We start from the raw sequence: 12,808 nt of genomic DNA on the forward strand, positions 1-12,808 counted from the left end.
AATGGAAGTTGGAATCGATAAAATGAGTTTCTTTTCAACACAATATTATATCGATATGGTTGATTTGGCTCATGCCCGTGGTGAAGAACCTGACAAATATTTAATTGGGATTGGACAAACACAACAAGCCGTTGCACCTGCGACACAGGACGTGGTGACAATGGGGGCGAATGCAGCTGATCAAATGTTAACGCAAGCTGATCGGGCGGAAATTGAGGAGGTTATTTTTGCAACCGAATCCGGTGTTGATCAATCAAAATCCGCGGCAGTGTATGTTCAAAAATTATTGGGGATTAACCGTTATGCTCGAACAATTGAACTTAAGCAAGCCTGCTACTCAGGTACCTATGGTTTAATGCAAGCCCGTGACTATGTGACCCTACACCCGAAAGCAAAAGTTTTGGTGATCGCAAGTGACATTGCCCGCTACGGTATTAATACTGGTGGTGAAGTGACCCAAGGAGCTGGAGCTGTTGCAATGCTGGTGACGCCTAATCCAACGATTGCGACGTTAAATCAAGATAATGTCTTTATGTCTGATGAAATTATGGATTTCTGGCGCCCAAATGATTCATCAACTGCTGTGGTTGATGGAAAGTTTTCAGCTAATATCTATCGTGATTTCTTTAAGGAAGTCTGGGAACGTTATCAATCACAAACTGGCCGTGACTTGAATAGCTTTAAAGCTTTGGTCTTCCATTTACCGTTTACGAAGATGGGACTCAAGGCATTACGCGATGTCTTACCTGAAGTTGATGAGCAAAAACAACATGCATTGATGGATTCATTTGAGGCGAGTCGTCGCTACAATAAACAAATTGGTAATCTCTATACTGGATCAGCTTACTTGAGTTTAATGTCGTTATTGTTAAATGATGATACGTTAGCAGCAGGGGATGAATTAGGACTATTTTCATATGGTTCAGGTGCTGAAGGTGAGATGTATTCGCTAACGTTGCAATCTGAATATAATCAGGGCTTGATCAAAGAACAGTTGCCTAACTTATTGGCGCAAAGAACCCAACTGTCAATTGCTGAATACGAAAAAATGTTTGACTCAGTGGTACTTGGTTCTGCTGACCGTGAACTCGACATCACACATGACCATGCTAAGTTTGTCTTGGGTGGTGTTAAGGATCAGAAAAGACAATACGTGGAACAATTTTGATTATAAGTGCGCTTTAGTTCGTGATTTGACAGCTTATTCAATTTAATGACTTGTTACGTTCGGTTTATTTTGATAAAATGATATTGAAATAAACTTAGGAGCAAGTGAACAAATGAAAAATGTATATTTAGCAGGGCCTTTTTTTGATGCCGAACAAATTGAACGCATTGAACGGATGGAACAAGCATTGACGAATAACCCAACTGTGGCTAGTTTCTTCAGTCCTCGTTCAGAAACATGTGCCGAATTTGAGATGGGTACGCGCGAATGGGCAGCTGCGACATTCAAGGTTGATCGCGATCATATTGATCAGGCGGATGTTGTCGTGGCCGTGATTGACTATGTTGATGATTTTGTTGATCCAGGAACTGCTTGGGAAATTGGCTATGCCAATGCCAATCAAAAGCCAGTTATTTTGCTTAAAGAAAAGCCAAATGGGAGTGTCAATTTGATGATGGCCATTCCAGCTCATGCGGTCTTACTTCACGTTTCAGATGTTGCACAATATGACTTTGACGAAATGCCTACGTCCGAATGGTCTGGCGATATGTTTTAAACATTTTAAATGCGATGAAACCCTGAAAGTGGAAACTTTCGGGGTTTTTAGTATCATTTTTGATAAATTCATGTAAGATAGAATTATTATAAATAAAGAAGGATGATGACGATGACCTTGCAAACGATTTGGCAACTTATTCGGCGGTGGCTGATGCGCTTTTGGGTCCCGCTTGTGGTTGTTTTAACACTTTTAACAACTGCAGTAATGACAACGACTTTTTTGCTACACCGCCAACAAGTAACTGTTAAAATTAGTAATGTGCCCATTCACACAGAACGTGGTGTGTTAGCACCAGGAGCCGGTGTTTTAAAAAAGGGTGAACATCTCCAAATTTTGAAACGGGAAAGTGGCTGGTATGAGGTTCGTCGGGAAGATGAATCTAAAGCGTGGGTAGCGGGCTGGTTAGTTGAACGGACGCAGCCGCTATCAAAATTATCACCACTATCTGAGGCAACCGTTGTCTTGGATCCCGGCCACGGTGGTTCTGATTCAGGGGCCCTTTCAAATCATGATCAATATGAAAAGAAGTACACATTAGAGTTGGCCAAAAAGGTAGAAACTGAGTTGAAATCACATGGTACGCGCGTGATTATGACTCGTGATACAGATAAACTAGTGGCATTACCAGATATTCCAAAAATAGCAGAAATGCGCCACTCAGATATGTTTATTTCATTCCATTTTGATTCAGCTCCTGAATCAAATTCAGCCAGTGGCTATACAACTTACTATTATCATACGAAGAATGGTTCAAAGGACTTGGCTAGCGCAGTAAATACAGCGATTTCCCCTGAAATGCCTAAAAATATGCCAAATAAAGGGGTCGCTTTCGGTGATTACTTAGTCCTTCGTGACAATAAGGTGCCGGCGATTTTGATGGAAAATGGGTATATCAACTCTGATCGTGATTTTAATCACTTCAAAACCGCTCGTTTCCAACAAAAAATTGCAAATGCAATACCATATGGACTTGAACGGTACCTGGAAGAACATAAAAAATAAGCGTCGTCCGGCCAGCTAGCTCTTGACGTGCTCCGTCAGCTAGGGGATAATGATGTACAGATATATTGAACCGATGAGAAAGTAAATCTGTGATCTAATTCGACAGCGAGTGGAAGTTGGTGTAAGTTCCACGTTTTAGCCATAGAGGGACACTTTTTAGGTCGCATTGTGCGCGCAAATACCCCGTTACGGTATGTATGAGAACCAAACAAGGTGGTACCGCGCAAAAAAAGATGCGCCCTTGATGACAGTGATGAACTGTTGTCAGGGGCTTTTTTTGTCGGTGAAATTAGAAATTGAGAGGGCTTTAAAATGGCAAAACAAACATTCCAAAAACCAAAAGGAACCGCAGACTTACTACCAGGTGAGTCGCACAAGTGGCATTACGTCGAAGAAACGGCGCGACTCCTTTTTTCAGATTATCAATACCAAGAAATTCGAACACCCATTTTTGAAAATTTTGATGTGTTTGCTCGTTCAGCCGGTGACACGTCAGACGTTGTGACTAAGGAAATGTACGATTTCTATGATAAAGGGGAGCGTCACATTGCATTGCGTCCTGAAGGAACTGCTGGTGTCGTGCGGTCATTTGTCGAGAATAAGTTATACGGCCCAGAATTTGCGAAGCCCTATAAGGCATTCTATATTGGACCAATGTTCCGTTATGAGCGACCTCAAGCTGGTCGAATGCGTCAATTCCATCAGATTGGAGTTGAGGCGATTGGTTCTGAATCACCAGCGCTTGATGCTGAAACGATTGCAATGGCAGTAGACTTTTTCCAAACTCTGGGTGTGACTGAGTTGAAAGTCACAATAAATTCACTTGGCGATCAAGCATCACGTGATGCATACCGTCAGGCCTTAATTGATTATTTGACCCCATTTAAGGAAGAGCTATCATATGATTCACAGACCCGTTTGGAAAAGAATCCATTGCGTGTGCTTGACTCGAAGGATGCCAAAGATCAAACCATTGTTGAAAATGCACCATCAATTTTGGATTACCTCAGTGAAACAGCACAAGCACACTGGGATAAGGTAAAACGTTATTTGGATGCCTTAGGGATTGATTACGAAGTTGATGCAAGTACTGTACGTGGTCTTGATTACTATAATCACACTATTTTTGAAATTATGACCCAAAGTTCAACACTTGGAGAGGGATGGACGACGATTGCTGGTGGTGGACGCTATAACGGACTTGTAGAAGAGTTTGGTGGACCACAGTTGCCAGGGGTTGGATTTGGAATTGGGTTAGAACGACTAATGTTATTGCTTGATGATGCCAATGCCGTTTTGCCAGATGCGCCTGCCTTGGACGTTTATGTGGCTAATCAAGGTGAGGGAACTGACGTGGTGGCTATGCAAATGCTCCAAGCAGTACGCTCATTTGGATATAGTGCCGATCGCGATTATGAAGAACGTAAGTTAAAGGGTCAGTTTAAGGCTGCTGATCGTGAAAATGCCCACTATATGATTTTGATTGGTGATCGCGAATTAGCGGACCATGCAGCAAAATTAAAGAATTTACAGACAGGGGTTGAACAACAAATTAAGTTGACGGACCTATACACCGCCCTACCAGATTACTTGGAAATTGAAGTTGAGACAGGAGAGGAATAACATGAAACGAACGAACTATGCGGGATTAATTGATGAACAATATGAAGGACAGACGGTTGTATTAGACGGCTGGGTCCAAAAGCGACGTGATTTAGGTGGATTAATTTTTATTGATTTACGTGACCGTGAAGGCATTGCCCAACTGGCTTTCTCTGATGAGATTTCGAAAGAAGCCCTTGAAGTAGCTGAATCAGTTCGTTCAGAATACGTCCTTGAAGTCTCAGGTGTCGTTAAGAAGCGTGCTGAGGGCGCAATTAATGAACATATTCATTCAGGAAAAATTGAAGTTCAAGTAACTGATATTAAAGTCTTAGCTGAATCAAAGACCACCCCATTTTTGATTGAAGACGGGGTAGATGCTTCTGATGAAACACGTTTAAAGTATCGTTACCTTGATTTGCGTCGTCCAGAAATGCAAGAAAATTTGCGAATTCGTTCAAAGATTACGGCTGCTACGCACGAATTCTTGGATCAAGCAGGGTTCATTGATATTGAGACACCTTATTTGGCAAAGTCAACGCCGGAAGGGGCACGTGATTATTTAGTACCTTCACGGATTTATCAAGGGGCTTTCTATGCCTTGCCACAATCACCACAACTATTTAAGCAGCTTTTGATGGGGGCAGGCTTTGATCGTTACTATCAAGTTGCGCGTGCTTTCCGAGATGAGGATCTTCGTGGGGATCGTCAACCTGAATTTACGCAACTTGACTTGGAAACTTCATTCATGGATCAAGATGAAATTCGTGAATTGGTTGGTCAATGGGTTGCTTCAATTATGCAAAAGACGGTCGACTATGACCTAGATCCAACTGATATTCCAGTATTGACGTGGGAAGAATCAATGCGTCGCTATGGAACTGACAAGCCTGATATGCGTTTTGACATGGAATTGCAGGATCTTTCAGAGATGATGGCAGATTCTGACTTTGGCGTGTTCTCTGGTGCAGTTGCCAACGGTGGAATGGTTAAGGCCATTGTCGTACCTGGCGGAGCTGAACACTACTCACGTAAAGAAATCGATAAGCTAGGTAAGTATGTTGAACGTTTTGGAGCTAAGGGCTTAGCTTGGTTGAAGGTCACTGAAGAAGGGATTGCTGGACCAATTGCCAAGTTCTTTACTGAACAAGGTGAGGCAATTTTGGATGCAACGGGTGCGCATGCAGGTGATTTGATTTTGTTTGCTGCGGATAAGCCTAACGTTGTGAATCCGACTTTGGATGCGTTGCGTCGCATGACGGCCAAAGAAATGAATCTCATCGACAATCAAAAGTGGGCATTTGCTTGGATTATTGATTGGCCACTCTTTGAATATCAACCTGAGGAAGATCGTTGGATTGCAGCGCACCATCCATTCACAATGCCAAATGAGGCAGATTTGCCATTAATGGCGACCACTGAGGGGGCTCACAAAGCTCACGCACAATCTTATGATCTTGTTTTGAATGGATACGAATTAGGATCTGGATCAATTCGTATTCACCGTATGGACATTCAGCAACAGATGTTATCAGCCCTTGGCTTTACACCAGAATCTGCACAAGAAGCCTTTGGTTTCTTGTTAGAAGGAATGGAATATGGATTCCCACCTATGGGTGGAATCGCCTTGGGACTTGATCGTCTAGCTATGCTCTTGGCAGGTCGTGATAACATTCGTGATGTGATTGCTTTCCCTAAGAACTCAAAGGCGACTGAACCAATGACTGAAGCACCTACTCCTGTTTCAAAACAACAAGTTGAAGGTGACCTAGGTTTGCAGGCACCAGAATATGCTGATACCGACACACCTAATTTGGCAGAAGAATAGGGCACCTCAAGTGAGGAAGGTGAGCGAATATGACGCAGATAATGCTATATTTTGATCGACATGAATATGCGGCCCGAATTGTGGCTGCCATCATTTATGCCTTAACCTCAGCCATTGCCATTAATATTTTTTGGACTCCTGGTCATATCTATTCATCAGGATTTACCGGCTTGGCACAAATTTTAAATACGCTGGGTCTTCGATACCTACACATGAACATCTCAATTGGTTTGCTCTTGATTCTATTGAATGTCCCTGTGTTGATTTTGGGCTATCGAAAGCTGGGGTATCGGTTTACCATGTTTACGGCCTTGGCGCTTTTACTTGCTGCCATCGCCATTCGCATTGTACCGTCACCGGGTACTTGGGTTCATGATCCACTCGTATTAGCGATATTCGGTGGTGGTATTAATGGATTTGGAACGGGTTTTGCCCTTAGAACCGGTTTGTCAACAGGTGGTTTGGATATTATTGGGATCGTTGCCCGCAAAAAGTTTGGTATGCGGATGGGTGCGGTTAATTTGACCTTTAATTTCTTTATTTTGTTAACGGCGGGTTACCTTTTTGGACCGCAATATGCGCTCTATACGGGGATTTCATTAATTGTGAATGCCTATATGATTGACAATTTTTATACGCGTCAGCAAAAGCTCCAAGTAATGATTGTGACTGAACAGCCTGATCGTGTCATTGAAATGTTGCAACAGAACATCCGTCGTGGAATTACAATTGTGCATGATGCTGAGGGTGGGTATAACCATCACGAGAAAGAGATTCTCTTTACCGTAATCTCGGCATATGAACGTTATGATTTCCGGGATGCTTTGGAACAAGCCGATCCTAAAGCTTGGTCATCGACCTGGCGCATTGAACATACCACGGGTCGGTTTTATGAGCCAAAACTCTAAAAATATGTTTGACTTGTTTCAGAATTCTGGTAGAATTTAATTTGAACAAAAGTGTGCGACATTATAAGTTGAATTCTTCACACGGGAAGGGAGGGTAAACATTATGGCAAAGACTGTTGTTCGTAAGAATGAGTCTCTAGATGATGCTCTCCGTCGCTTTAAGCGTGGTGTATCAAAGGATGGTACTTTACAAGAGTACCGTAAGCGCGAATATTACATCAAGCCATCAGTACAACGTAAGTTGAAGGCTGAGGCTGCTCGTAAGCGCAAGAACAAGAAGGGACGCTAAAACGTCCTGGCCGGGCTACCTTTTGGTGGTCCGGCTTTTGTTTAGAAATTATCAAATAAAGAGGAACACAATCATGACATTATCAGAACAATTAAGTACCGATATGAAGACGGCGATGAAAGCCAAAGATAAGGAAGCACTAAGTGTTATCCGTATGTTGAAGTCTGACTTATCAAATGAACAAATTAAGCTGGGACATGATTTAACCCCTGACGAAGAATTGTCAGTGGTATCTCGTGAAATGAAGCAACACGTGGAAGAACGTGATGCCTACGTTGATGCTGGGCGTGATGACTTAGCAGAAGACTTAAACGCACAAATCGCGGTGCTTGCAAAGTACATGCCTGAACAACTTTCAGAAGATGAAGTACGTGCAATTGTACAAGAAACCATTGCTGCGGTTGGCGCAACGAGCAAGGCTGATTTGGGAAAAGTTATGGGTGCTCTTATGCCAAAGGTCAAGGGTAAGGCTGATGGAAAATTGATCAATCAATTAGTCCAAAGCGAACTCGCATAATATGATTTATCCCGGGGAATTCCATCCCCGATACATAGTTAATTAAGGTATAATATAAGTAATCTGAGCAAAAGAGGGTTATATAATTGACAAATACCATAGAACAACACTTTCAATTTGAAAATCCAGAACAAGAAATCGGTCTCGTCGGACCACAAGATGCTCATCTCAAGTTATTAGAAGAGGGCCTTGGCGTTCAAATAACGGGTATGGGAGCTCAACTAACCATTATTGGTTCAGAAGACGCTGTTGCACAAACGATTGCCGTCGTTGAAGAGCTCTGCCTGTTAATTAAAAAAGGCATCCGAATTGGACCTGCTGATATTGTTTCAGCAATGAACATGGTTCAACGCGGAACGTTGATGTATTTTGCTGATATGTATACTGAAACAATTATTCGGGATGCTAAGGGTCGGGCAATTCGCGTTAAAAACTATAATCAACGGGAGTATGTCAACGCAATCCGTCATGCAGATGTGACTTTTGGCGTTGGCCCTGCGGGAACGGGTAAAACTTATCTGGCTGTTGCTATGGCCGTTGCATCCTTAAAGCGGGGTGATGTGGAACGTTTGATTATTACCCGACCTGCAGTTGAAGCTGGTGAAAGTCTTGGATTCTTACCCGGTGACTTAAAAGAAAAGGTTGATCCGTATTTACGTCCGATCTATGATGCGCTGTTCGCCATTCTCGGTAAAGAGCATACGGAGCGTTTAATTGATCGAGAAGTGATTGAAATTGCGCCGTTGGCTTATATGCGAGGAAGAACTTTAGATAACGCCTTTATCATTTTGGATGAAGCGCAAAATACGACAACCGCGCAGATGAAGATGTTTCTAACTCGGCTTGGCTTTGGTTCAAAGATGGTGGTGAATGGGGATGTTTCTCAGATTGACTTACCACCACGCGTAAAATCAGGTCTGGTACAAGCTCAAACCATCTTACAAGATGTCCCACAAATCCAAATGATTCATTTTGACGCTAGCGATGTGGTACGGCACCCAATTGTAGCGGCTATTGTCGGGGCGTATGATCACTATAATGAGAAAGAATAAACTGGAACAGTAAAGGAGCAAATATGGATTTAGCATTAATCGATGAATCAAAACCAGGTTTATCAGAAGAACATTTGACACTTGTAAAAAACGTTTTGGATTATGCTGGTAAGGCACTGGGTCTACCTGATAATACTGAAATGTCAGTTACATTTGTGAATAATGATGAAATTCAACGATATAATCGGGAATATCGTGGCCTTGATAAGCCAACAGATGTGATTTCATTTGCCATTGAAGATGAGGCCGATGATTTTCCATTGTTAATGGACGAGGAAATGGCTGAAGAGATTCCCAAAAACATTGGTGACTTAATTGTTTCAGTGGACAAGATTGGTGAACAAGCCGAATATCTGGAGCACTCGTGGGAACGAGAGTTAGGTTTTCTAGTGGTACACGGGTTCTTACACCTAAATGGATATGACCATATGAAGAGTGAAGCCGATGAAAAAGAAATGTTTGATTTGCAACGCCAAATCTTAGATGATTATGGGCTTACACGATAATCAGACCCCCGATAAACATCAGGTCACCAAAAATCGCCATTTCTTACAAGCCTTAGGCCATGCGCTGGATGGCGTAATTGATGTCCTAAGGCGTGAGCGCAACATGCGTTTCCATCTTGTGGCGGCCATCTTAGTGTTATGTCTTGGCATCTATCTGGGAATAGGCCGGTCCGATTGGATTTGGATTACGATTGCCGTTAGTATGGTGATCATGTCTGAATTCGTGAATACGATGGTTGAGGCAATTGTTGATTTAATTGTCGGGGAACGATACGAGCCGCTCGCCAAAGTCGCAAAAGATGTTGCGGCTGGCGGGGTTTTAGTCGCAGCAGGAACCGCAGCAGTAATTGGCTGCTTAATTTTTTATCCCTATCTCTTTTAATAGAATACAGAATATATGAGGAAATATACGAATGTCAGAAGCTTTTAAGTCCGGGTTTGTTGCTATTGTTGGGCGCCCAAATGTGGGTAAGTCAACATTGCTAAACCAGATGATTGGTGAAAAAATTGCCATCATGTCACCAAAGGCCCAAACAACCCGTAATAAAATTCAAGGAATTTATACCACGGATGAGGGTCAAATTGTGTTTATTGACACACCTGGAATCCATAAACCACAAAATGGTTTGGGAGATTTCATGATGAAAACGGCTAATTCAGCTTTACATGAAGCGGATATGATTTGGTTTGTCGTTAATGCCGATGAGCCACGTGGTGGCGGTGATGATTACATCATTAATCGTTTAAAGGATGTTGAAACACCAGTCTACTTGGTCATTAATAAAGTGGATCTGGTTCAGCCGCAAGAAGTTTTGCCGATGATTGCTGATTATCAAGCGCAGATGGATTTTGCTGAAATTTTCCCAATTTCAGCACGGACCGGTGACAATGTGCAAGCATTGATTGATACAACAATGGACCAAATGGAAGCGGGTCCTCAATACTATCCTGAAGATCAAATCACTGATCATCCAGAACGTTTTATTATGGCTGAGTTGATTCGTGAAAAGGTCCTACAATTAACGCGTCAAGAAGTGCCACACTCTGTGGCTGTCGTGATTGATAGTATTGCTCGTGAAGCAAATGAAAAGTTACATGTACAAGCAACGATTGTTGTTGAGCGTCCAAGTCAAAAGAATATCATTATTGGTAAGGGTGGGAGTATGATTAAAGAAATCGGAACCCGTGCCCGTAAAGATATTGAACGTTTGCTTGGTAGCAAAGTTTATCTAGAACTTTGGGTCAAGGTTGAAGATCGCTGGCGCGATAAGCCACAAGCCTTGCAATCATATGGATATAAGGAGGATGCCGACGTTTAAACAACGTTGCATCACCCAATTTGAAATCGTTTCGTCACTGACGGCGATTTCTTTTTTTATTTAAAAAGGAGGGCTAAAATGGCGGATATCTTTCAGGGCATTGTCATGTACCAGCGGGCCCACAAAGAAAAGGATTTAATGGTTAAGATTCTAACCCGTGAATATGGTAAACGCATGTTTTATATTCGACATGGGAAATCAAAACGCTATCAATATGCGGCGGATATGCAACCTTTAACGATGGCAACTTATGAAGGCACGATTAATCGCACTGGTTTAAGCTTCATCAATGATGTGAAACAAAGTAAGCTCCCACGTGTTTTTATTGAGGATGTCGAGAAAAATGCATACATGCTCTATATACTTGGCCTTATTGATGCAGCTTATGTTGATAATCAGCCGATTGCGCATTGGTTTGATGAAGCTAAATTAGCTGAGACAAAGATGGTTGCCGGATTTGATGCTCAAGCTTTAGCGAATTATTTTGAGTTACACTTATTACCTGATTTTGGGATTCAAATCCAATGGCAAAGTTGTGTCATTTGTGGCAATGCTGAGGGACCGATGGATTTTTCAGAACAGCTACAAGGCGTTTTATGTCAAAAACATTGGGAACGAGATGAACATCGGATGCATGTAAATCCTAAGGCGGTTTATGTGTTACAACAACTGGCGCGTGTGGATTTGACGCAATTGCATTCATTGACATTGAATGATGTAACTAAAGAAGAGATGGCTCGGGTGCTGGACCGTATCTATCAGGAGCAGGTGGGAGTTCAGTTACGTGCCAAAACATTTATTCAAGATTTACATCAATGGGACCAACGCTTAGCACAACGCGGTCAAAAAAATGCGCCGACTGATTGACTTTAAAATATGGACGAGTAAAATAGATGGTGTAGCGATGAAGACAGAATATTTATAAACACATGTATAGCAAGTTGCCGTTGATGGAAGGGCAATCATATCGTTTATAAGGGGCGCTGTCTGAGCCAAGAACAAATTAAATGAAGCTGCCAAGATTTTCTTGGAAGTAGGGTGGAACCGCGATCTAATCGTCCCTACATCAATTGTTTGAATACAATTGGTGTAGGCTTTTTTTATGCATTTAAAACAGAAAGGGTAATACAATGACCGAAAAGTTAAGTGTGCAAGACATTATTTTAACGTTACAAAAGTTTTGGGCGGACCAAGGCGCTATGTTAATGGAGGCGTATGATACAGAAAAAGGGGCTGGAACCATGAGCCCTTATACATTTTTACGTGCGAATGGCCCAGAGCCATGGCATGCAGCCTATGTCGAACCATCACGTCGTCCAGCTGATGGTCGTTATGGGGATAATCCAAATCGTCTGTATCAACACCACCAATTTCAAGTGGTTATGAAGCCATCACCAGACAATATTCAAGAGCTATATCTTGCTTCATTGGAAGCCTTAGGTATTAACCCACTCGAGCATGATATTCGTTTCGTTGAAGATAACTGGGAAAACCCATCAATGGGAGCGGCTGGTATCGGTTGGGAAATCTGGCTTGATGGAATGGAAGTTACGCAATTTACATATTTCCAACAAGTTGGTGGAATTCCCGTTGATGCAGTCACTTCTGAAATCACATATGGCTTGGAACGTTTAGCGTCATACATCCAAGACGTGCCAACTGTATATGATTTGGAATGGGGAAATGGCGTACTGTATGGAGACATTTTCAAGGAACCAGAATTTGAACATTCAACCTACTCATTTGATACGTCTGATTCAGAAATGCTTTTGCGCCACTTTAATGATTACGAAACTGAAGCTAAGCGCGCCTTGGCTGATAACTTGGTTCATCCAGCGTATGACTATATTTTGAAGTCATCACATACGTTTAATTTGTTAGACGCACGTGGTGTCGTATCAGTAACAGAACGGGCGAAGTATCTAAGTCGCATTCGTAAGATGGCGCACCAAGTGGCCCAAGAATTTATTGACGAGCGCAAGAAGCTTGGTTTCCCTTTGCTAAAGGATGAAGATCTTAGAGCAAAGTACTTACCAGCAGACGAGGAGGAAAACTAAC

14 protein-coding genes are annotated in these 12,808 nt (G+C 42.3%); all 14 read left to right on the forward strand.

The window, feature by feature from the left end; genetic code table 11:
• Window position 1: 1 nt before the first annotated feature.
• The 14 genes from IE337_RS03195 to glyQ all read left to right on the forward strand — a co-directional run bounded on the left by IE337_RS03195 (window position 2) and on the right by glyQ (window position 12,807).
• Window positions 2-1,168, forward strand: coding sequence for a hydroxymethylglutaryl-CoA synthase (locus IE337_RS03195; RefSeq protein WP_191136750.1), 1,167 nt, complete (start codon window positions 2-4; stop codon window positions 1,166-1,168).
• A gap of 112 nt (window positions 1,169-1,280) precedes the next feature.
• Window positions 1,281-1,724 (forward strand): nucleoside 2-deoxyribosyltransferase, encoded by a 444-nt coding sequence (locus IE337_RS03200; RefSeq protein WP_191136751.1) that lies wholly within the window; start codon window positions 1,281-1,283, stop codon window positions 1,722-1,724.
• Between the two features lie 111 nt (window positions 1,725-1,835).
• Window positions 1,836-2,729: an N-acetylmuramoyl-L-alanine amidase family protein gene (locus IE337_RS03205; protein WP_243185603.1), complete on the forward strand. Its 894-nt coding sequence runs from the start codon at window positions 1,836-1,838 to the stop codon at window positions 2,727-2,729.
• A 312-nt stretch (window positions 2,730-3,041) separates the two neighbouring features.
• On the forward strand, window positions 3,042-4,352 hold the full coding sequence (hisS, locus tag IE337_RS03210) for a histidine--tRNA ligase (RefSeq protein WP_191136752.1): 1,311 nt from the start codon (window positions 3,042-3,044) through the stop codon (window positions 4,350-4,352).
• A gap of 1 nt (window position 4,353) precedes the next feature.
• On the forward strand, window positions 4,354-6,159 hold the full coding sequence (gene aspS / locus IE337_RS03215; protein WP_191136753.1) for an aspartate--tRNA ligase: 1,806 nt from the start codon (window positions 4,354-4,356) through the stop codon (window positions 6,157-6,159).
• Window positions 6,160-6,188: 29 nt separating this feature from the next.
• Entirely contained in the window at window positions 6,189-7,067 is an 879-nt protein-coding gene (locus IE337_RS03220; RefSeq protein ID WP_057746321.1) for a YitT family protein, read from the forward strand.
• A 103-nt stretch (window positions 7,068-7,170) separates the two neighbouring features.
• A complete protein-coding gene (gene rpsU / locus IE337_RS03225; protein WP_042493485.1) occupies window positions 7,171-7,356 on the forward strand; it encodes a 30S ribosomal protein S21 in 186 nt (61 codons plus the stop codon).
• A gap of 73 nt (window positions 7,357-7,429) precedes the next feature.
• Window positions 7,430-7,873: a GatB/YqeY domain-containing protein gene (locus tag IE337_RS03230; RefSeq protein ID WP_057746324.1), complete on the forward strand. Its 444-nt coding sequence runs from the start codon at window positions 7,430-7,432 to the stop codon at window positions 7,871-7,873.
• An 86-nt stretch (window positions 7,874-7,959) separates the two neighbouring features.
• On the forward strand, window positions 7,960-8,925 hold the full coding sequence (locus IE337_RS03235; RefSeq protein WP_191136754.1) for a PhoH family protein: 966 nt from the start codon (window positions 7,960-7,962) through the stop codon (window positions 8,923-8,925).
• A 23-nt stretch (window positions 8,926-8,948) separates the two neighbouring features.
• On the forward strand, window positions 8,949-9,431 hold the full coding sequence (gene ybeY, locus IE337_RS03240) for an rRNA maturation RNase YbeY (RefSeq protein WP_057746329.1): 483 nt from the start codon (window positions 8,949-8,951) through the stop codon (window positions 9,429-9,431).
• Window positions 9,432-9,534: 103 nt separating this feature from the next.
• Window positions 9,535-9,813 carry a diacylglycerol kinase family protein gene (locus IE337_RS03245; protein WP_341480678.1) on the forward strand — a complete coding sequence of 93 codons (279 nt, stop codon included), beginning with the start codon at window positions 9,535-9,537 and terminating at the stop codon, window positions 9,811-9,813.
• Window positions 9,814-9,844: 31 nt separating this feature from the next.
• Entirely contained in the window at window positions 9,845-10,750 is a 906-nt protein-coding gene (gene era / locus IE337_RS03250; protein ID WP_057746334.1) for a GTPase Era, read from the forward strand.
• A gap of 78 nt (window positions 10,751-10,828) precedes the next feature.
• Window positions 10,829-11,617: a DNA repair protein RecO gene (gene recO, locus IE337_RS03255; protein ID WP_191136756.1), complete on the forward strand. Its 789-nt coding sequence runs from the start codon at window positions 10,829-10,831 to the stop codon at window positions 11,615-11,617.
• Between the two features lie 263 nt (window positions 11,618-11,880).
• A complete protein-coding gene (gene glyQ / locus IE337_RS03260) occupies window positions 11,881-12,807 on the forward strand; it encodes a glycine--tRNA ligase subunit alpha (protein ID WP_124943197.1) in 927 nt (308 codons plus the stop codon).
• Window position 12,808: the final 1 nt, after the last annotated feature.

The organism is Weissella viridescens (genome assembly GCF_014789145.1).
GTDB classification, from domain to species: Bacteria; Bacillota; Bacilli; order Lactobacillales; family Lactobacillaceae; genus Weissella; species Weissella viridescens.